Consider the following 19,709-nt stretch of genomic DNA (forward strand, 5'->3'; position numbering starts at 1 on the left):
GCGAAGACGCTGACCGGTCATCCGTTCTATTACTTCGCGTATGGCGCGGCGGTGTCGGAGGTCGTCGTCGATACGCTGACCGGCGAGTGGAAGCTCGTGCGCGCGGACCTGTTGCACGACGCGGGCCAATCGATCAATCCGGCGATCGATCTCGGCCAGATCGAAGGCGGCTTCATTCAGGGCATGGGCTGGCTCACCACCGAAGAGCTATGGTGGAACCGCGACGGCCGCCTGATGACGCACGCGCCGTCGACATACAAGATTCCCGCGGTCAGCGACACGCCCGCCGCGTTCCACGTGCGGCTCTACGACAACAGCAATGCGGAGCCGACCGTGTTCCGCTCGAAGGCCGTCGGCGAGCCGCCGCTGCTGCTGCCGTTCTCGGTGTTTCTCGCGATTCGCGACGCGATCGCAGCCGCGGTGCCGGGCGCACAACATGCTCCGCTGTTGCGCGCGCCGGCCACGCCCGAGGCGATACTCGACGCGCTGGACGCGTTGAGCGCGTCGGACGCGTCGCAGCACGCAAATCCGACCGAAGCCGCCACGCACCCCGACAGCGCCGACACCCCCACGCCATCCGCCGCGCCGACACCCGACGCGGCCCCGCAAGGAGAATCGCCGGATGCAAGCCTGGCTCACTGACCTGCAACATCTGCTCGCACATGGCGACGCCGCCGTGCTGGTGACGGTCGCGCGCGTCGAAGGTTCGGCGCCGCGCGAAGCCGGCACCAAGATGATCGTCACGCGCGAGGCGGCCAGGCATACGATCGGCGGCGGCCACCTCGAATGGAAGGCGATCGAGACCGCGCGCCAGGTGCTGCGCGACGGCATGCGCGCGCCGCACATGCGGCGGCTCGAACGCTTCGCGCTGGGGCCGAGCCTCGGGCAGTGCTGCGGCGGCGCCGTGGTCCTCGCCTTCGAGCGGCTCGACGTCGGCGATCTCGGCTGGCTCGCCTCGCTCGCCAAGCGCCTCGCGGCGGGGCAATCGACGGTGCGTAGCGTATCATTCGGCCCCGCGCCGGATGCGGTGATGCTGTCCGAGCCCGAGCCCGGCATCGACGGAGCCGACTGTCTGCTGTGGGACGGCGCCGGCTTCGACGACAGCAGCGCGTTGCTGACCGAAACCATCGCGCCGGGCGAATTCGCCGTCGTGCTGTTCGGCGCCGGTCACGTAGGCGCGGCGCTCGTGCGCGTGCTCGCGACGCTGCCCTGCACGGTGCGCTGGGTCGACGAACGCGACGCGCAGTTTCCGCCGCTCGATACGCTGCATGCGCCGAACGTGACGATCGACGCGAACGACGCACCCGATGAAGCGATCGATCAGGCCGCGCCGAACACGTACTTCATCGTGATGACGCACAACCACGCGCGCGATCTCGACCTGGCCGAGCGCATCCTGCGGCGCGGCGATTTCGCGTTCTTCGGCATGATCGGCTCGCACACCAAGCGCAAGCAGTTCGAGCACCGGCTCGCGGCGCACGGCATCGATCCGGCGCGGATCGCGCGGATGAAGTGTCCGCTCGGCGTCGAGGGCATCGTCGACAAGTCGCCCGAGGTCATCGCGATCTCGGCGGCCGCGCAGGTATTGCAGGCGGTCGAGGCGAACGCGGGCGCGCGCCACGCGACGCAGTCGGTCTGATCCGCGAGCCGCAACGCTCACTACCCCATACACAATTCCAAATCACCATGAATACGACAACCGCTACCCCCGTTTCCGCCGTTACGCTCGCCGAGAAAACCGCGCGCGCACCGAAGGCCGAGTTGCATATCCACATCGAAGGCTCGCTCGAACCCGAGCTGATTTTCGCGCTCGCGCAGCGCAACGGCGTGAAGCTCGCCTACGACTCGGTGGAAGCCTTGCGCGCGGCTTATGCGTTCACCGATCTGCAATCGTTCCTCGACATCTACTACGCGGGCGCGAGCGTGCTGCTGCACGAGCAGGACTTCTACGACATGACGATGGCCTACGTCGAGCGCTGTGTCGCCGACAACGTCGTGCATAGCGAAATCTTCTTCGACCCGCAGACGCACACCGAGCGCGGCGTGCGGATCGCAACCGTGGTGGCCGGCATCGAACGCGCGCTGGCCGACGCGGAAAAGCGCGGCATCACGAGCAAGCTGATCCTGTGCTTCCTGCGCCATCTGTCCGAGGACGATGCGCTCGCCACCTTCGACGAAGCGCTGCCCCTCTTCGAGCAGTACAAGCATCGGCTGATCGGCGTCGGGCTCGATTCGTCGGAGCGCGGTCATCCGCCGTCGAAGTTCGAGCGCGTATTCGCGAAGGCCCGCGCGCTCGGTCTGAAGCTCGTCGCGCATGCGGGCGAGGAAGGCCCGCCGTCCTACATCTACGAAGCGCTCGATGTGCTGAAGGTCGACCGCGTCGATCACGGCGTACGCAGCATCGAGGACCCGGCGCTCGTCACGCGCCTCGCCGACACGCGCGTCGCGCTCACCGTGTGCCCGCTGTCTAACCTGAAGCTGTGCGTGTTCGACGACCTGACCAAACACACGCTGAAGGACCTGCTCGATCGCGGCGTCGCGGTGACCGTCAATTCCGACGATCCGGCCTATTTCGGCGGCTACGTGAACGCGAACTATCTGGCGACGATCGACGCGCTGAAGCTCGACGACGCCGAGGTCTACACGATCATCCGCAACGGCTTCGAGGCGTCGTTCGTGACGCCCGAGGAACGCGCGATGCTGATCGCTAAGCTTGACGCGCACTGGCGGCCGTAAGCCACGCGTTAATGGATTTCAACTGACCGGCCTCGACTGACGTCGGCGGCCAGCGGTTTTGCTTCGTTCGGGGATCGGTAAGACCCCGAACCCGGAAACCGTTGCCTGCGCCGCCCAGCTTTCAACATTCGGAGACAGCTTTTCCATGACTGAATCGGCTCATACCGCGCAAGCGGCACAAACTGCATTCCGTGCGCCGCTGCTGACCTTCAACGGCGATCCGGCGCACGCGCCGAACGCCGCTGTGTTTCACGAGGACGGTCTGTTGATCGTCGAAGACGGCCGCGTCGTCGCGGCCGACGCGTATGCGGCGCTCGCATCGCGGCTCGCGCCCGGCACCCAGATCGTGGAGCGACGCGACAAGCTGATCGTGCCGGGCTTCATCGATACGCACATCCACTATCCGCAGACGGACATGATCGCGTCTCCGGCGCCGGGTCTGCTGCCGTGGCTCGATACGTACACGTTCCCGACCGAGCGCCGCTTTGCCGACATCGACCACGCGCGCGACACCGCGAGCTTTTTCGTCGATGAACTGCTCGCCTGCGGCACGACGACCGCACTCGTGTACTGCACGGTGCACAAGGAATCCGCCGACGCCCTGTTCACCGAGAGCGAAGCGCGCAATCTGCGCATGGTCGCGGGCAAGGTGCTGATGGACCGCCACTGCCCCGAATTCCTGCGCGACACCGCGCAATCGGGCTACGACGACAGCGCCGAGCTGATCGGCCGCTGGCACAATCGCGGCCGCCAGATGTACGCGCTGACGCCGCGCTTCGCGCCGACCTCGACCGAGGCGCAACTCGAAGCATGCGGCGCGCTCGCGCGACTGCATCCGGGCGTGTTCATCCAGAGCCACGTCGCCGAGAACACCGACGAAGTGAAATGGGTCGCCGAGCTGTTCCCCGGCCACCGCAGCTATCTCGACATCTACGATCACTACGGCCTCTTGCGCCGTCGCGCGGTGTACGGCCATTGCATCTACCTCGACGACGAAGACCGCAAGCGCATGGCGCAAACCGGCGCGCTCGCGTCGCACTGCCCGACGTCGAACCTGTTCCTCGGCAGCGGGCTGTTCGACTTCGAGAAGGCCGACTCGGCCGGCATGCCGATCGCGCTCGCGACCGATGTCGGCGGCGGCACGTCGTTCTCGATGCTGCAGACGATGAACGAAGCGCACAAGGTTGCGCGCCTCGGCGGCCATCATCTGACGGCGACGCGGATGTTCTATCTGGCGACCGCCGGCGCGGCCGAAGCGCTCGATCTCGGCGACAAGGTCGGCACGCTGAGGAACGGCTCGGAAGCGGACTTCGTCGTGCTCGATCCGCAGGCGACGCCGCTGCTCGCGCGCCGCACCGCGCGGCGCGAATCGCTCGAAGAGCTGCTGTTCGCGTTCGCGCTGCTCGGCGACGATCGTGCGGTGTATGAAACGTATGCGGCCGGCAAGCGCGTGCATCGCCGCGACGACGCGCGCCGGCACGTGCCGGGGCGCGCGAAGATCGCGGCTTGAGACTGGCTCGGTTGACGGGGACCTCAGCCCGCCTTGCACACCGCGTGCAAAGCGTTGAGCCGCCGCGCCGGGTCCGCGACATAGGGATTCGACTCGTCCCACGCATAACCGGCGAGCACCGCGCAGATCATCCGACGGATCGGCGTCACCTGCTCGGGGTAGTAGATGATGTCCTGCAGCTCGCCCGTGTACCAGCGCTCGACGAACGCGCGGAACGTGTCGATGCCCTTGCGCAACGGCACGTCGTAAGCGGCTGACCAGTCCACCTTCTCGCCGTCGAGCTGCCGGTTGAGCGCGCGCGCCGCCAGATGCGCGGAGCGCAGCGCGATCGTCACCCCCGACGAAAACACCGGATCGAGAAACTCGCCCGCATTGCCGAGCAGCGCATAGCCCGGCCCGTGCAGACTCGCGACGTTCGCCGCATAGCCGCCGATTCTCCGCACCGGCATCAGGAACGGCGCCTGCCCGATCAGCCGGTTCAGCGTCGGCTCCTGCTGGATCAGCGCACGTAGCGTCGCCTCGCGCTCGCCTTCCGGCACGTCGAGAAAGCTCGCCTCGGCGACACATCCCACCGACGAGCGGCCGCCCGCGAGCGGAATCATCCAGAACCACACGTCGCGACGCTCGGGATGCGTCGCGATGCAGATCTTGTTGCGATCGATGACATCGAGCGCGAGGCCGTCGCGCACGTGCGTGAACAATGCGGCGCGCGTCGGCATGCGCGTCGGGGTCTCCAGCTTCAGCAGGCGCGGCAGCACGCGCCCGAAGCCGCTCGCATCGAGCACGAAACGCGCCTCGACCGGATACGCGTGCCCCGCTTCATCGGCGACGTCGAGCACCGGCGCCGCGCCCGTCCGCACCGCGCTCACCGTGTGCCCGAAGCGCACGTCGGCGCCCTGCGCGGCCGCGCAGCGAATCAGCACGTCGTCGAACAGCGCGCGTTCGACCTGGTAGGTGGTGCCCCAGCCCGGCGAATGTTTGTCGCGGAAGTCGAACGACGAGGTCTGGTCGCGATATACAAAGTGCGCGCCGTTCTTGTACTGGAAACCCGCCTCGACGACGGCCTGCAGCATGCCGGCCTCTTCGAGGTACGCCATGCTTTGCGGCAACAGGCTCTCGCCGATCGAGAAGCGCGGAAAATGCTGACGCTCCAGCACCAGCACCGAGCGGCCGGCCTTGCGCAATAGCGCGGCAGCTACCGCGCCGGCCGGACCCGCGCCGATGATCGCAACGTCGACCACGGTCCGCTTTGAAGAATCGCTGTTCAAATCACTCCTCCAACGGTTTGCATGTGCGGCCGCGCCGTATGCGGGCCGCGCCACGCTTCGAACATCAGGCTCGCGCAACTACCGCCGAACCCGAATGAAACCGACATCGCCGTGTCGATGCGCGCGTCGCGCGTGACGCGCACGAGCGGCATATCACGCACTTGCGGCTCCGGCGTATCGACCAGCGCCGTGCCCGCGATAAAGCCGTCGCGCATCATCAGCAGCGTATAGATCGCCTCGTGCGCGCCGCACGCGCCGAGCGAATGCCCCGTCATGCCCTTGGTCGACGAAAACGCGGGCACCCCTTGCGCCGATGCTCCGAACACGTCGCGCAACGCATGCAGTTCTTCGAGATCGCCGAGCGGCGTAGACGGCGCATGCGTGTTCACGTAGTCGGGACGGCGGCCCGCCTGCGCGAGCGCGCCGCGCATCGCGCGCGCGATGCCAGCCGCACGCGGCGCGACCATGCCCGCGGGATCGGTGCAATCGTCGAAGCCGCTCAGCTCCGCGTAAATGCGCGCGCCGCGCGCGAGCGCATGATCGAGCGCTTCGAGCACCAGCACGCCGCCGCCCGACGCGATCACGAAGCCGTCGCGCTGCGTGTCGTACGGACGCGATGCGCTCGCCGGCGTGTGGTTGAAACGGCGCGATAACGCGCCCATCGCGTCGAACATCAGCGTCGTGTTGTCGTGCAGCGCTTCGCTGCCGCCCGCGAGCACGATCTGCTGGCGGCCGGTCTGGATCAGCTGCATCGCCTGCCCGATCGCGAGCGCCGATGTCGTGCATGCCGACGACGGTGAATAGCTGACGCCTTCGAACCCCAACATCTGCGCGACGTTCGCCGACGCGGTGCTGCTCATCGCCTGCGGCACCGTGTACGGCGGTACCTTGTCGACGCCGCGCGTTTGCGCAATTGCGAGCGCCGCGTCGTAGCTCGCTAACGTGCCGACGCCCGAACCGATCACGACGCCCCCGCGCGGCGACTGCAACGAAGCGAGGTCGAGCCCCGCATCGGCGATCGCGCGTTGCGCCGCGTGGCACGCGAAGCGCGCGGTGTCGCCCATGAAGCGCTCGAGCTTGCGCTCGAACGGCGCCTCGTGCGCGACCGACGCGACGCCGGCAACCTGCGATGCAAACCCGCGCTCGCGCCACGCGTCGATACGCTCGATGCGCGAGCGCCCCGCACGCAATGCAGTGGAAACTCCGTCGAGCGTATTGCCGAGACACGACACGATGCCCATGCCGGTCACGACCACGCGTTGCAGGCCGCCGCTCATCGAACGCGCCGGAAAATCAGCGACGTGTTGATGCCGCCGAACGCGAAGTTGTTGCTCATCACGTACTCGGCGTCGATCTCGCGCGCGCGGCCGACGATGTAATCGAGCGGCGCGCAAGCCGGATCGACGTGATCGAGATTCAGCGTCGGCGCGTACCAGTTGCGCTTCATCATCTCGATCGTCCACCACGCTTCGATCGCGCCGCACGCGCCGAGCGTGTGGCCGACATAGCTTTTCAGCGAGCTGATCGGCATGCGCGCGCCGAAGGTCTGCGCGGTCGCATGGCTTTCGGCGATATCGCCGCGATCGGTCGACGTACCGTGCGCGTTCACATAGGCAATCGCTTCGGGCGCCAATTGCGCGTCGCGCAGCGCGAGCTGCATCGCGAGCGCCATCGTGTCGGCGGTCGGTTGCGTCATGTGCGCGCCGTCCGAGTTGCAGCCGAAGCCGACCACCTCGGCATGAATCCGCGCGCCGCGCGCCACTGCGTGCTCGTACTCTTCCAGCACCAGCGTCGCCGCGCCCTCGCCGACCACGAGGCCGTCGCGCGCGGCATCGAACGGACGCGGCGTCAGATGCGGCTCGTCGTTGCGCGTGCTGGTCGCGTACAGCGTATCGAACACGGCGACTGCCGGACCCGACAACTCTTCGGCACCGCCCGCCAGCATCAGCGTCTGTTTGCCGGACTGGATCGCCTCGTACGCATAGCCGATCGCCTGGCTGCCCGACGCGCACGCGCACGAGGTCGGGATGATGCGGCCTTTGAGGTCCCAGAACAGGCTCACGTTGACGGCGGCCGTGTGCGGCATCATCTGCACGTAGCTGTTCGACGTGACGTTGCTCATCGAGCCGGTTTCGAGCATCGTGCCGAACGCGCGGATCGGCTGCACCGAGCCCGACGACGAACCGTACGCGACGCCCATGCGGCCGTCGGCAATGGCCGTGTCTTCGGCGAGCCCCGCATCGGCGAGCGCAAGTTCGCTCGCGCGCACCGAGTACAGCGACACCGGACCCATCGAGCGGACCTTCTTGCGCGGGTAATGCGCGGGGGTTGCGAACTCGGGCAGCGGACACGCGAGCCGCGTATGCAGCGACTCGAAGTAGTCCCACTCGGGCATGCGGCGCACCGCGTTCTCGCCGCGCTTCAGGCGCGCTTGAACCGCGTCCCAGTTATCGCCGAACGCGGTCACGCCGCCCATGCCGGTGATGACGACACGCTTCATCAGACCATCCCGCCGTTCACGCCGATCACCTGGCGCGTCACGTACGACGCGCCATCCGACATCAGAAAGCTCACCACCGACGCGACCTCCGCCGGCTGGCCGACGCGGTTCATCGGCACGGTCTTCAACGCGTGGTCGACCGTGACCTGTTCGAGCATGCCGGTTTGGATCAGCCCGGGCGCGACGCAATTGACGGTGATATTGCGCGACGCGAGTTCGACCGCGAGCGCCTTGGTCGCGCCGATCAGCCCCGCCTTCGCCGCGCTGTAGTTGACCTGGCCGCGATTGCCCATCACGCCGGACACCGAAGCGATCGTGACGATGCGGCCGCCCTGACGCGCGCGCACCATCGGCATCGTCAGCGGATGCACGACGTTGTAGAACGCATCGAGGCCGGTTTCGATCACGACGTCCCAGTCTTCTTCGGTGAGCGCCGGAAACGCCGCGTCGCGCGTGACGCCCGCGCTGCACACGATGCCGTAGTACGGACCGTGCGCGGCGACGTCGGCTTCGAGCGCCTCGCGGCACGCGGCGCGCTCGCGCACGTCGAACTGCAGCACGCGCGCCGTGCCGCCCTGCGCGGCGATGCCGGTCGCGACCGCGTCGGCTTCGCTGCGTCCGGTGCGGCAATGCACGGTCACGGCGAAACCGTCGGCGGCCAACTTGTACGCAATCGCCCGGCCGATGCCGCGGCTTGCGCCGGTAACGAGAACTCGCCGGCTCATGTACTGATACTCCCTTCGATGAATGACTGGAAATCGGGCGGTTGAAACACCTTGATCACGGCTTCGGCGCAGCGCGTCTCGCCGTCGTCGATCGTGCATTCGTAGGCGCTGTGACCTGCGTCGCTGCGCAGCAGTTCGCTCACGTGAACGCGCAAGCGCGCGCCGCTTTGGAACACCGGCTGCAACGCCTGATAGCTGCGCGAACCTAGCAGCACGCCGTGACGCGCATGACCGCCGCCGCGCATCGCGACGAGCGCGATGTGCGCGGCGATCGCCTGCGCCATCACCTCGATGCCGATCCACGCGGGCATTGCGCCGGCGGCGTCGGCATACCATGCGTGCGGATCGACGCGGGCGAACGCGCTGAGCGTGGAGTCGGCGAACGTATCGATCGCATCGAGCAGCAGCATGCTGCCGCGATGCGGGATGATCGCTTCGATCGGCTGACGCACGAGTTGCTCGACGGTGAGTGGCGGAGTCGTCATGCGCTTTACCGGGCGAGGATCAGGCTGACATTGCTGCCGCCGAACGCGAACGAATTGCTCATCGCGTACTGCGTGCCCGTGCCGCGCGGCAAATGGCGCGCGCCGGCGACAAGATCGAGCGCGGGCAGCGCGGGATCGGCTTCGCCGTCCCACAGATGCGGCGGCAGCGTCGCGTTCTCGTGCGCGAGCGTGAGCCACGCGAAGCCGAGTTCGGTCGCGCCGGCCGCGCCGAGCTGATGACCGGTCAGCGGTTTGGTGCCGCTCGCGGCGACGCCAGCGGGGAACACGCGCGCCATCAGATGCGCTTCCATTTCGTCGTTCTTCTGCGTGGCGGTCGCGTGCAGATTCACATAGCCGACCGCCGACGCCGCGATGCCCGCGTCCGCGAGCGCGTCGCGAAGCGCGAGTTCGCCGCCGACGCCCTGCGGGTCCGGCGCCGAAATATGATGCGCGTCGCTCGATTCGCCGACGCCCGCGAGCCGCACCGCCGCTTCGTCGCGGCTCATCAGGAACACGGCCGCGCCCTCGCCGACGTTGATGCCGCGGCGATTGCGGCTCATCGGATTGGTGCGCGTGCCGCTGGTCGATTCGAGCGACGCAAAGCCCTGCACCGTCAATTCGCAGAGCGAATCGACACCACCGACGACGACCGCATCGCACAGCCGCAATTGCAGCAGCCGGCGCGCCGACGCGAACGCCTTCGCGCTCGACGTGCACGCGGTCGAAATCGTAAACGCCGGCCCGTGCACACCGAGCGCGGCGGCCGCGAATGGCGCGGCGGTGCCGATTTCCATCTGCCGGTAGTTGAAGCTCTCCGGCAGCTCGCCGGCTCGGGCGTGATAGACGAATGCGGTTTCGGCCGCTTCGATGCCCGACGTGCTGGTGCCGAGCACGACGCCGATCCGCTCCGGGCCATAGCGCTCGCGCGCGGCTTCGATCGCGGGCGCGATCTGCGCCAATGCCGCGAGTAGCAGCCGGTTGTTGCGGCAGTCGTAGCGCGCGAGATCGGCGCGCGGCGCGAGATCGAGCGGCGCGAGCACGCTGCCGACGAACGCGTCGCCGATGCCGGTATGCACGTTGCCCATGCCGGGCGAATTCGCGGCGGCGAGCGCCGGCACGATCTGGCCGACGTCGCCACCGAGCGCGTTGATCATGCCGAGCGCGTGCAAATAAACTGTTGGCGCTTTCATGCCGCTCTCCGTGAATCCGATGATTTATCCGATGACTGCGCCGATGACTGCGCCGATGACTTAGCCGATGACTTCGCCGATGGCATGCCGATAGGCGCGAGCAACACGCCAACCGCGATGCCGAGCGCGAGCGTGGTGCCGAAACTCTTGAGCGCGGGCATCGCACTGAGGCCGAGCATGCCGAACGACAACAACGTGGTCGCCGCCGACAGCAGCACGCCGGTCCACACCGCGCCGAGATCCGCGTCCGCGCGGGCGCAGCCTTCGCGCAGGAACACCGCATAGTTCGCGCCGACGCCGAGCACCAGCATCAGCGCGAGCCAGTTGAACAGATTGAGCGGCACGCCCGCGTAGCCGAACACCGCCAGTGCGACGCCGACCGCGAACAGCACGGGCAAGGTCGTGGCGATACCGCCGCGCGCCCCATAACGCACCATCAGCAGCACGCACACGAGCACGAGCGCGCCGCCCAGCCACCAGCCGCTATCCACGCGATACGCACCGAACAGCTTCGACACGCTCGCGGCCTTGTCGACGAACACGACGCCGGGCAGGCCGCGCGCGAGCGCGATCAGCGCGGGTTCGTTGCGCGGCGTCACCGCTTGCGGAATCACGACGGCCGCATAGCTTGTTTCATGCGCCCGATTCGCGTCGTTCGATCCCACCGCGCCGAGCCACAAATGCCGATACGGCTGCGACCAAGGCGCCACGAGCCAGCGCTCGACGGTCAGCGGCGCGGACGGCCGGGCGAAGCCGGCGAGCCACGCCTCGGCGACTTCGTCCTTGAAGCCCGCTTGCAGCAGCGTCGCGCGCAACGCGGCGGAGTCGCCGAACACATGCCGTGCAAGCAGCGTGCGGTCTTCGCTCTGACGTTGCGCGGACGGCACGAACTGCGCGACCGACTGAAAGCCGCCGACGCTATCCGCGGTGCCGTTCAGCGCATCGAGCTTCGCGCCGAGCGCTTCGGCACGTTGCAGCACCGCTTCCTCGCTCGCGCCGCGCACGACGAAAAACTGCGCGCTGTTATCGACGCCGACCGCTGCGCGCACCGTGTCTTCCTGCGCGGCCAGCGACGCATCGCGCTGGATCAGCAGATGGATGTCGTCGTCGCTGCTCAGACGCAGCCAGCCGGGCACCGACGCGATCAGCAGCAGCGCGGCGACCAGCCACACGCGCTTGCCGCCGAGCGCATGCCGCCAGCGCGCGAGCAGCCGCGCCGCGCTCACGAACAGGCGTCGCGGGCAGTGCTTCGGCGCGCGCGTGAGCAGCGCCGGCAGCAGCCACAGCACCGACGCGAACGCGGTCGTGATGCCCGCCATCGCGAAGCACGCGATCTGCTTCAACGCGGGGAACGGCACCCACATCAGGATCGCGTAGCCGAGCAGGCTCGTCGCCAGCGCCACGCCGAGCGCGGGCCGCACGCTGCGCGCGCCGTGCCGCGCGTCCCATTCCCGGCCCGCGCCGAGATAGACGACGAAATACTGGATCGAATAATCGACGGCCTCGCCGATCAGGCTCGCGCCGAACACAAGCGTCAACAAATGCAGCTTGCCGAAGATCAGCAGCGTCGCCGCCAGCGCGCACACGATGCCGAGCGCGGTCGAGACGAAGCCGAGCAGCAACAGACGCGGCGAGCGGAACACCCACATCATCAGTAGAGCGATGCCACATAGCGATGCGATGCCGATCACGTGCACCTCGCGTTCGGCAGCGCTGCGCGCGGCCTCGGCGTAGAACACGGCGCCGGTGCGCGCGACCGATACATTGGGGAACGCCTGACGCAACGTGTTTTCGGCGTCGGCGAGCGCCGCGTGTACCGCGCGCTGCGTCTTCGTTTCATAAGCGGAGCCAGGCAGCGTCGCGACGATCAGCACGCTGGTCGTATCGCCCTGCGCGTCGTGACGATGCGACACCAGCAGGTTGTCCTCGACTTCGAGATTCGACGTCGCGAGCGGCAAATCGCCGAGCCAGCGTTCGAGCCAGCCGAACGGATCGTCGGCGAGTTGCGTGCTGAGGCCGCCTTGCAGCGGGCTGTAGATGCGCTGCGCGAGCATGTCGTGCAACGTCGTGGCGCTGGCGCTCGCGAGCGCGCTGCGATCGGCCGGCGCGAGCAGGCCGAAGCGGTACGGCAGATACAGCGCCGCGATCTGCGACAGGTCGAACGGCGGCAGTTCGGCCGTCACCGACGCGAATGCGCCGCTCTTTCGCAACGACGCACCCAGTTGCTTCGCGGCCGCTTTCGCGTGCGCATCGTCGCGGCTCGTGACGAGCAGCACGGTGCGATCGCCGAGCGCGCTCGCGAGCGTGTCGACCGCTTTTTCGGCGACCGGGTCCGCTTCGGTCGCGGGCAAGAGCGCGAGCAGATTGGTTTCGAGCGGTGACGGCCCGGCGAAGCGCCAGCCGCAATACAGCGCCGCCAGCAGCGCGAGCGCGAGCCATCCGGCGCGCACGCCCCACGCCCGTTTCGCGGCTCGCTGCTGCGGTATCTCCATCACGGCGCTCCGAACAGGCTGCGCTCGTCCGGCGTCGGCTCGGCGACGGCCGTGCTGTTCGCGAACTCGAGCTTCGTCACGTCGCCGTTCGCGAGCGTGATGCGCAGACTTTCCAGATAAGCGCCGCCGCTCATGTCGAGGCCCTTGATCGATTGCGCGAGCTGCGGTTGATTCGGCGTGAGGCGCATGCGCCATTGCGCGGCGCTGCCTTCGGCGCTCACGTCGAACTGCGAGTACAGCGCCGACAGATCGCCGCCGAGCATCGCGCGCATCATCTTCGACACCTGCGCGACGCCGCGCGTGCCCTGTGCGCCATGTGTGCTCACGCGTCGGCCGCTGGCGTCGACCTGCGCGACGCCAGCATCGGTAATCACGTAGGTGGCCTTGTACGGCGTGTCGATTTGCCAGATCACGCCGCGCTCGCGGAAGAACAGCAACGTGCCGTTGCTGACGAGCGGCTGCTTCATCGCGGCGAGCGTTTGTGTCTGCGTGAATTGCGAGCGCACGCCCTTGGGCTGCGCGAGATGCGCGGCGATCTGCGAGACGAGCGCGGCGTTGGCGGGCGCAGTATTAACCGTTGCCGCATGCGCTGGTGCCACCCATCCGGGCACGCACATGGCGCCGATCATGCCGATCACGCCCGCGATCCGCGACACGGACGCACGTCGGTTCATCGTCCCCATACGCGCTCCAGCTTGTCGAATACGACCTGCGGCGACACGAACTGCAATTCCTCGGTGGCGGCATCGACGGCGACCTGGATCGTATAGCCCTTCGTGAGCCGCGCGCCCGATGCGCAATCGACGATTTCATAGCCTATTTTCAGGCGGTTTTCGTATTCGAGCAGTTGCGCGCGCACTTCGAGCTTCTGTCCGTACACGGCGGCCCGCACGTACTTCAGATGCGCCTCGACGATCGGCCACAGATAGCCGGACGCCCGCATCTGGCGATAGTCGTAGTCGAACGCGCGCAACAGCGCCGCGCGGCCCAACTCGAAGTACTTCAGATAATTGCCGTGCCAGCACACGTTCATCGCGTCGACGTCGTGAAACGGCACTTCGACGGTCGCGCTCGCTGCGAGCACGTGCTGCGTTTTCGCGGGCTCGCTCATAGCTTGACTCCTTCCTGATCGTCGATCATGTCCAGCAGTTCGCACGCGGCAATGCGCGCTGTCAGCGCGCGCAGCTCGCCTTCGAGCGCGCGGTCCTCGTCGACGAAGGGCGAATGCGCGCCCACGCCGTCGATGAATGCGCGCAGCGGCGCGGGCACCGGCGTCGCGCTATCGATGCGCAAGCGCAAATGCACGGCTTGCACCGTCGCGAGCGTGTGCGCGGCGGCGACCTGCTCGGTCAATTCGAGCACGCGCAGGCAGTCGCGCGCGGCGATCGTGCCCATGCTGACCTTGTCCTGGTTGTGCGCTTCGGTCGAGCGCGAAAACACGCTCGCGGGCATCGTGTTCTTCAGCGCCTCGGCGGTCCAGGCGGACGACGAAATCTGCACGGCCTTGAAACCGTGATTGATCGCCGCGCGTTCGGGCGCCGCGCCCGACAGATTGCGCGGCAAGCCATTGTTGAAGTTGACATCGACCAGCAGCGCGAGCTGCCGGTCCATCAAATCGGCCAGATTGGCGACGGCGACCTTCAGCGCATCCATCGCGAACGCGATATGGCCGCCATAGAAGTTGCCGCCGTGCAAGATGCGTTCGTTGTCGGGATCGACGAGCGGATTGTCGTTCGCGCTGTTCAACTCGTTTTCGACGTCGCGGCGCACCCAGCCGAGCGCATCGCGCGCGACGCCGATCACATGCGGCGCGCAGCGAATCGAATAGCGGTCCTGCAGACGATGCCCGGGCGTGTCGGCGCGGCCGGCCAGATCGGCGCGAATCCACGCGGCCGCTTCGGCCTGGCCCGCGTGCGGCTTCACGTCGAACAGCGTCGCGTCGAAGTGCGCGGCGCGGCCGTCGAGCGCGACGGTCGCCAGCGCGGTCAAACGCGCGGCCAGCCGCGTCAAGTGCTCCGCGCGCGCCACTGCGAGACACGCGAGACCCGTCATCACGGCGGTGCCGTTCATCAGCGCGAGGCCCTCCTTCGGCGCGAGCGTCAGCGGCTCGACACCAAGCTCGATCCACACGTCGCGCGCCGCGCGCAACGCGCCGGCGTACTGCACGTCGCGCTCGCCCGCGAGCGCCGCCGCCACGTACGACAGCGGCGTCAGATCGCCGCTCGCGCCGACCGAGCCCTCGGACGGAATGCGCGGCAACACGCGGTGATTGATCAACGCCGCGAGGCGTTCGAGCAGCACCGTGCGCACGCCCGAAAAACCACACGCGAGCGAAGTCAGACGCGCGGCGATCACGGCGCGGGTTTGCGCATCGTCGAGATACGCGCCCATGCCGCAGCCGTGATAACGCGTCAGTTGCAGCGGCAACGCCTCGACGAGCGCCATCGGCACGTCGACCACGCAGGCGTCGCCATAACCGGTGTTGACGCCGTACACGGTCGCGCCGGCGGCCAACTGGCGGCGCAGGAACGCCGCGCCGCGCTCGATGCGCGCACGCCATGCGGCATCGTCGCTCAGTGCGACGCACGCGCGCTGCCGCGCAATCGCGACGACCTCTTCGATCGTCAGTCGGCGCGCACCGACGACGACCGGCGCGCAGTCGGCAGCGCAAGCGGCATTCGCAACAACGCGTGCACGTCGCACATCGTTCAGATCATGATCGGCCATTCGCGCCTCGCTCGGAGCTGGCCCAGAAATCGAAGAAGTTGAACCATTGATAAGGGGCCTTGCGGCAATAGTGTTCGAGGCGCAGCGCGTAGCGTTGCGCCCACGCGGCCAGATGCTGCGCGCGATCGCGGCGCGGCAGCTCGATTCGCTCGGCGAACGGCTCGAAGTACATGCGATAGCCGTCGCGTTCCTTCAGGCAGAAGAACAGGTAGACCGGACAGCCGAGCGCATGCGCGAGCACGTAGGGCCCTTGCGCGAACGGCGCGCTCGCGCCGAGAAATTGCGCGTCGGTGGTGCGCCCCTCCTCACGCGCCGGCACCCGGTCGCCGACGATCACCAGCAGTTCGCCCGCATCGATGCGCTGCTGCATCAGCACCGCGGTCTCGGGACCGAAGTCGCCGACTTCGAGCAGATGCCGCGCGAACTCGCGATTCGACGCCGCCAGCACCTCGTTGAAGCGGCGCGCGTGCTCGGTGTAGACGACCGCCGTGACCTTCGCGTGATCGCCGCGGATCGCGAGCGCGCGCATCATCTCCAGATTGCCGAGATGCGCGCCGATCACGAGCGCGCCCTTGCCGCTCGCGATCAAGGCTTCGAATGCCGCGGGATCGTCGAACGTCACGTCTGTGTCATCGACGCGGCCGGTCCATGCGGCGAGCTTGTCGAAGCCCGATTGCGCGAACGCGAGCATATGGCGATACGCGGACAGCCACCCCGGGCGCGGCATCTCCGCCGACGGCGCGACCGCGTTCAGATGCGCGAAGTAGTTGCCCGACGCGGCGCGCGCGGCGCGGCCCGTCACCAGAAAGTACGCGACGACCGGATGCAGCCACAGCGCGGTAAAGCGGCGGCCGAACAGCTTGCAGCTCAGCGCGAGCAGGCTCATGCCGAGCCGGCTGCCGCGTTCGGCGATACGCCACCAGGCTTCGGGCCGGGGATCGTCGGCACAGTCGTCCGCTGTGTCGGCGAGCGCGCCACGGCGTGGCATCAGCTTGTGCGCGAGCAGCATCGGCAGACGCATCAGCATGCCGAACACGAGCCGCGTATGGCTGCGGCTGATGCGCACGTTGTCCCACAGCACGTCGAAATGCGACACGCCGTCGGCCGCGTAGGTCACGCGCGTCGGGATCGAGCGGAACGCGGCGCGCCGCCAGTAGAGACGCACGAGGATCTCGATGTCGAAGTCCATGCGCGTCGGCAGCCGCACGCTGTCGATCAGCTCGCACGCGAGCGCGAGCGGATACAGACGAAAGCCGCACATCGAATCGCGGATCGTCAGCGACAGCGTCTCGATCCACACCCACACGTGGGTCAGATAGCGGCCGTACAGACGTGCCTTCGGCACGCTGTCGTCGTACACCGGACGGCCGAGAATCACCGCGCCGGGTTCGGCGCGCGCGGCATCGATGAAGCGCGGCACGTCAGTCGCGTCGTGCTGGCCGTCGGCGTCGATCTGCAGCGCATGCGTGTAGCCCGCGGCGCGCGCCGCGCGCAGGCCCGCCATCACCGCCACGCCCTTGCCGCCGTTTTCGGGCAGACGCAGCAGCGTCAACTGCTGCGCGTATTGCAGCGCGAGCGCGGCGAGTACCTGCTGGGTCGGCTCGTCGCTGCCGTCATCGACGACGAAGATCGGCAAGCCGTGCACCGCGAGATTGGCGACGGTCGCGCCGATCGCGTCCTTGTGGTTGTAGATCGGAATGACGATGCAGGGCGCGAACTTCATCACGCGTCCTCCCGATGCACGAGCACGCCCGACGCGCATTCGCGTCCATCGAGCCGGTACGCGAACTGCACGCGCCGGCGCGCGGCATCGTAGGCGAGCGTGAGCTCGAGCACCGCACCGGGCGTCACCGGCGCCATGAACTTCAGGCGATCGACCGACGCCACCGCGCGCACCCGCGGCCAATGCCCGGCCGCGAGCCGCGCCGCCCAGTCGACCTGCACGACGCCCGGCAGAATCGGCAGGCCCGGAAAGTGGCCGGCGAAATGCTGGAGCGACGGCGGCACGCGCAGCACAAAGTGCAGCGTGTTGCCGACGCGCGTTTCGGCCAGCACTTCCATGCCCTCGGCGAGCGGCGCGAACGCGGCCGCGACCGCGTTCGCGGGCAGCTTGCCGCGCGCGTCGAAGGGCAAACTCACGCGAAAACGCCAGTGACGCGGCAGCACGACCGCATCGAAGTAATCGGCCAGATGCCGGCGCAGCGTTTTCGCGAGCGCGGCGCGGCCTTCATCGCGCAATGTCGCGCCGCCCGCTTCGGTCAGCGCGACCACTGCGCCGACCCGCTCTCGCGTCGCGCCTTCGAGCGGCACCAGCGCCGCCTGCGCGACATACGGATGCAGCGCGAGACGCGCCTCGAGCTCCGGCAGCGACACGCGCTTGCCGCCGAGCTTCAGCACGCGGTCGAGGCGGCCTTGCAAATGGAAGCGCCCGTCGGCATCGAACGCGATCCGATCGCCCGTGCGATGCCAGCCGTCGTGATCGAGATGCGGCGAGCGCACGCATAGCGCTCCGTCCTCGTCGCGGCGCACTTCGGCGCCGGCGACCGGCTGCCACGCGTCGCCCCGATCCTGACGCCGCCACGCGATCCCGCCGGTTTCCGTACTGCCGTAGATTTCGAGCGGCGCCGCGCCATAGCTCGCCGCATAGGCCTGCGCGGCGTCGGCCGCGAGCGGGCCACCCGACGAAAAGAACGCGCGCGGCGCGGGCGCGAGCGCGCCGAAGCCCGGCAACGCGGGCCAGCGCGAAAGCTGCGCGGGCGTCGACACGACCGCCGTCGCGCCGCATTGCGCGATACGCGCCTGCAGTCGCAGCGGCTCCATGCCGATTGCGCGATCGAACGCGCGGCCCGCCGCGAGCGGCCACAACACAAGAAACAGCAGACCGTAGATGTGGTGATGCGGCACGCTCGCGAGCATCGTCGCGTCGTCGAGCAATGCGCCCCACTGCTGTTCGAGTGTGTGGACTTCGGCGTTGAATTGCGCGAGCGTCTTGCGGATCGGCTTCGGTGCGCCGCTGCTGCCGGATGTGTAGAGCGTCAGCGGTGCGCGGGGGTCGATCGGCTGCGCGGTGTTGGCCGTGACGACATGCGTCGCTGGGACGAACGGCGGCAGATCCGCGTCCGTCAGCAGGAAGTCGTACGCGTTAGCGAGATCGGCGAGATAGCCCGGCGTTGCATTGGCAGGAATCACCGGCTCCTTGCCGCACGCGAACAGCGCGAACAACGCGCAGGCGAACTCGAACGGATCGTCGATACAAAGCGCGCAGCGCCGCGCATCGTGCGTTTGCACGAGTTCGATCAAGCCCGCGACGCGCGCGCGGAACGCCGCGCGATCGAGCAGCACGGCGCCGTCGCGGCACACCGGTGCGGCGGGCGTCGCGAGCGCGGCATCGGCCGACAACAGGTCATGCAACGCGATCATCGGGCCGACTCCGAATCCGCGCGCGCGGCGCGCGGCAGCACGAACAGGCGTCGCCACACGTATTCGGCCGCCAGCAGCAGGCCGATCAATCCATAGGCGATCGCGCCGTTGTACAGCGACCAGGCCGCGCGGCTCCAATTGAGCGCGGTATAGGCGGAAAACGCGCCGTTCAGCACGAAGAACGCGCACCACACCTGGGTCACGCGCCGCGTATAGTGCACCGCGCCCGGCGGCAGATCGGGACTGCCGAGGCGCGCGAATTTTTCGATCATCGACGGCCCGCGCACGAGCGTCGCGCCGAACGCGATCAGCAAACCGAGATTGACGAGCAATGGATAGAAGCGCAGCAGCAGTTCGCTATCGGTGACGACGATCGTCGCCGACGCGCAGCTCAGCATCGCCACCACGCTCCAGTCGAGTCTGGAAAGCTGCCGCAGCGGTATCGCGACCGGACCGCCGCCGGCCCAGCGCTGCAGCCACAAGGTCACGAGCAGCATGCCGCCGACGAGGCGCGGCGCATCCCAGCGCCAGGCACACAGGATCAGCACGGGGTAAGCGAGTTTCAGCAGCACCAGCACGACGGTCCTGCTCCAGCGAGGCCGCGCGCCGGACCCGCTTGCGGCGTGAGGTGGCTCCGACATCTGCATGCGCGGGTG

Annotated in this window: 17 protein-coding genes; 4 read left to right on the forward strand and 13 right to left on the reverse strand. The window is 68.1% G+C overall.

The features are described 5' to 3' along the window. The 4 genes from AB4Y34_RS07355 to guaD form a co-directional block, all read left to right on the forward strand. Positions 1 to 642: molybdopterin cofactor-binding domain-containing protein (locus tag AB4Y34_RS07355; protein ID WP_368715663.1), on the forward strand; the 642-nt coding region annotated here is incomplete at its 5' end. Continuing rightward, positions 623 to 1,639 (forward strand): xanthine dehydrogenase accessory protein XdhC, encoded by a 1,017-nt coding sequence (xdhC, locus tag AB4Y34_RS07360; protein WP_176105356.1) that lies wholly within the window; start codon positions 623 to 625, stop codon positions 1,637 to 1,639. The genes AB4Y34_RS07355 and xdhC, both read left to right, overlap by 20 nt. Positions 1,640 to 1,686: 47 nt before the next feature. Further along, positions 1,687 to 2,736 (forward strand): adenosine deaminase, encoded by a 1,050-nt coding sequence (locus tag AB4Y34_RS07365; protein WP_176381278.1) that lies wholly within the window; start codon positions 1,687 to 1,689, stop codon positions 2,734 to 2,736. 145 nt (positions 2,737 to 2,881) lie between these two features. Beyond that, a complete protein-coding gene (guaD, locus tag AB4Y34_RS07370) occupies positions 2,882 to 4,246 on the forward strand; it encodes a guanine deaminase (protein WP_368715664.1) in 1,365 nt (454 codons plus the stop codon). A gap of 23 nt (positions 4,247 to 4,269) precedes the next feature. Here guaD and AB4Y34_RS07375 read toward each other — a convergent pair whose 3' ends face one another. From AB4Y34_RS07375 to AB4Y34_RS07435, 13 genes are read right to left on the reverse strand one after another with little or no spacing between them, the layout of a single operon-like run. Next, positions 4,270 to 5,514, reverse strand: coding sequence for an NAD(P)/FAD-dependent oxidoreductase (locus AB4Y34_RS07375; RefSeq protein WP_368715665.1), 1,245 nt, complete (start codon positions 5,512 to 5,514; stop codon positions 4,270 to 4,272). Continuing rightward, complete coding sequence (locus AB4Y34_RS07380) at positions 5,511 to 6,791, reverse strand: beta-ketoacyl synthase N-terminal-like domain-containing protein (RefSeq protein WP_368715666.1); 1,281 nt, start codon at positions 6,789 to 6,791, stop codon at positions 5,511 to 5,513. Before AB4Y34_RS07380 ends, AB4Y34_RS07375 begins: the two co-directional genes overlap by 4 nt. Beyond that, entirely contained in the window at positions 6,788 to 8,014 is a 1,227-nt protein-coding gene (locus AB4Y34_RS07385; protein WP_368715667.1) for a beta-ketoacyl-ACP synthase, read from the reverse strand. Before AB4Y34_RS07385 ends, AB4Y34_RS07380 begins: the two co-directional genes overlap by 4 nt. After that, on the reverse strand, positions 8,014 to 8,739 hold the full coding sequence (locus AB4Y34_RS07390) for a 3-ketoacyl-ACP reductase FabG2 (protein WP_368715668.1): 726 nt from the start codon (positions 8,737 to 8,739) through the stop codon (positions 8,014 to 8,016). The genes AB4Y34_RS07385 and AB4Y34_RS07390 overlap by 1 nt, the downstream gene beginning before the upstream one ends. Continuing rightward, positions 8,736 to 9,224, reverse strand: coding sequence for a hotdog family protein (locus AB4Y34_RS07395; protein WP_368715669.1), 489 nt, complete (start codon positions 9,222 to 9,224; stop codon positions 8,736 to 8,738). Before AB4Y34_RS07395 ends, AB4Y34_RS07390 begins: the two co-directional genes overlap by 4 nt. A gap of 5 nt (positions 9,225 to 9,229) precedes the next feature. Beyond that, positions 9,230 to 10,414 (reverse strand): beta-ketoacyl-[acyl-carrier-protein] synthase family protein, encoded by a 1,185-nt coding sequence (locus AB4Y34_RS07400; protein ID WP_368715670.1) that lies wholly within the window; start codon positions 10,412 to 10,414, stop codon positions 9,230 to 9,232. Continuing rightward, positions 10,411 to 12,906, reverse strand: coding sequence for an MMPL family transporter (locus tag AB4Y34_RS07405; protein ID WP_368715671.1), 2,496 nt, complete (start codon positions 12,904 to 12,906; stop codon positions 10,411 to 10,413). The genes AB4Y34_RS07400 and AB4Y34_RS07405 overlap by 4 nt, the downstream gene beginning before the upstream one ends. Then, positions 12,906 to 13,589, reverse strand: a complete 684-nt coding sequence (locus AB4Y34_RS07410; RefSeq protein WP_368715672.1) for an outer membrane lipoprotein carrier protein LolA — start codon at positions 13,587 to 13,589, stop codon at positions 12,906 to 12,908. The genes AB4Y34_RS07405 and AB4Y34_RS07410 overlap by 1 nt, the downstream gene beginning before the upstream one ends. Next, positions 13,577 to 14,017, reverse strand: a complete 441-nt coding sequence (locus AB4Y34_RS07415; protein ID WP_368715673.1) for an acyl-CoA thioesterase — start codon at positions 14,015 to 14,017, stop codon at positions 13,577 to 13,579. Before AB4Y34_RS07415 ends, AB4Y34_RS07410 begins: the two co-directional genes overlap by 13 nt. Further along, entirely contained in the window at positions 14,014 to 15,633 is a 1,620-nt protein-coding gene (hutH, locus tag AB4Y34_RS07420; protein ID WP_368715674.1) for a histidine ammonia-lyase, read from the reverse strand. The genes AB4Y34_RS07415 and hutH overlap by 4 nt, the downstream gene beginning before the upstream one ends. After that, positions 15,620 to 17,356 carry a glycosyltransferase gene (locus AB4Y34_RS07425; protein ID WP_368715675.1) on the reverse strand — a complete coding sequence of 579 codons (1,737 nt, stop codon included), beginning with the start codon at positions 17,354 to 17,356 and terminating at the stop codon, positions 15,620 to 15,622. Before AB4Y34_RS07425 ends, hutH begins: the two co-directional genes overlap by 14 nt. Further along, positions 17,356 to 19,053, reverse strand: a complete 1,698-nt coding sequence (locus tag AB4Y34_RS07430; protein WP_368715676.1) for an AMP-binding protein — start codon at positions 19,051 to 19,053, stop codon at positions 17,356 to 17,358. Before AB4Y34_RS07430 ends, AB4Y34_RS07425 begins: the two co-directional genes overlap by 1 nt. Next, positions 19,050 to 19,694 carry a hypothetical protein gene (locus AB4Y34_RS07435; protein WP_368715677.1) on the reverse strand — a complete coding sequence of 215 codons (645 nt, stop codon included), beginning with the start codon at positions 19,692 to 19,694 and terminating at the stop codon, positions 19,050 to 19,052. The genes AB4Y34_RS07430 and AB4Y34_RS07435 overlap by 4 nt, the downstream gene beginning before the upstream one ends. Between the last annotated feature and the right edge of the window lie 15 nt (positions 19,695 to 19,709).

Source organism: Paraburkholderia sp. BR10954 (assembly GCF_040965775.1).
GTDB classification, from domain to species: Bacteria; Pseudomonadota; Gammaproteobacteria; order Burkholderiales; family Burkholderiaceae; genus Paraburkholderia; species Paraburkholderia youngii.

Coding starts and splice junctions, on each gene's coding strand:
- hutH (WP_368715674.1), bottom strand. CDS start 15,633: ATGGCCGATCATGATCTGAACGATGTGCGACGTGCACGCGTTGTTGCG.
- AB4Y34_RS07415 (WP_368715673.1), bottom strand. CDS start 14,017: ATGAGCGAGCCCGCGAAAACGCAGCACGTGCTCGCAGCGAGCGCGACC.
- AB4Y34_RS07380 (WP_368715666.1), bottom strand. CDS start 6,791: ATGAGCGGCGGCCTGCAACGCGTGGTCGTGACCGGCATGGGCATCGTG.
- AB4Y34_RS07430 (WP_368715676.1), bottom strand. CDS start 19,053: ATGATCGCGTTGCATGACCTGTTGTCGGCCGATGCCGCGCTCGCGACG.
- AB4Y34_RS07400 (WP_368715670.1), bottom strand. CDS start 10,414: ATGAAAGCGCCAACAGTTTATTTGCACGCGCTCGGCATGATCAACGCG.
- AB4Y34_RS07390 (WP_368715668.1), bottom strand. CDS start 8,739: ATGAGCCGGCGAGTTCTCGTTACCGGCGCAAGCCGCGGCATCGGCCGG.
- AB4Y34_RS07435 (WP_368715677.1), bottom strand. CDS start 19,694: ATGTCGGAGCCACCTCACGCCGCAAGCGGGTCCGGCGCGCGGCCTCGC.
- guaD (WP_368715664.1), top strand. CDS start 2,882: ATGACTGAATCGGCTCATACCGCGCAAGCGGCACAAACTGCATTCCGT.
- AB4Y34_RS07425 (WP_368715675.1), bottom strand. CDS start 17,356: ATGAAGTTCGCGCCCTGCATCGTCATTCCGATCTACAACCACAAGGAC.
- AB4Y34_RS07405 (WP_368715671.1), bottom strand. CDS start 12,906: ATGGAGATACCGCAGCAGCGAGCCGCGAAACGGGCGTGGGGCGTGCGC.
- AB4Y34_RS07395 (WP_368715669.1), bottom strand. CDS start 9,224: ATGACGACTCCGCCACTCACCGTCGAGCAACTCGTGCGTCAGCCGATC.
- AB4Y34_RS07365 (WP_176381278.1), top strand. CDS start 1,687: ATGAATACGACAACCGCTACCCCCGTTTCCGCCGTTACGCTCGCCGAG.
- xdhC (WP_176105356.1), top strand. CDS start 623: ATGCAAGCCTGGCTCACTGACCTGCAACATCTGCTCGCACATGGCGAC.
- AB4Y34_RS07410 (WP_368715672.1), bottom strand. CDS start 13,589: ATGGGGACGATGAACCGACGTGCGTCCGTGTCGCGGATCGCGGGCGTG.
- AB4Y34_RS07385 (WP_368715667.1), bottom strand. CDS start 8,014: ATGAAGCGTGTCGTCATCACCGGCATGGGCGGCGTGACCGCGTTCGGC.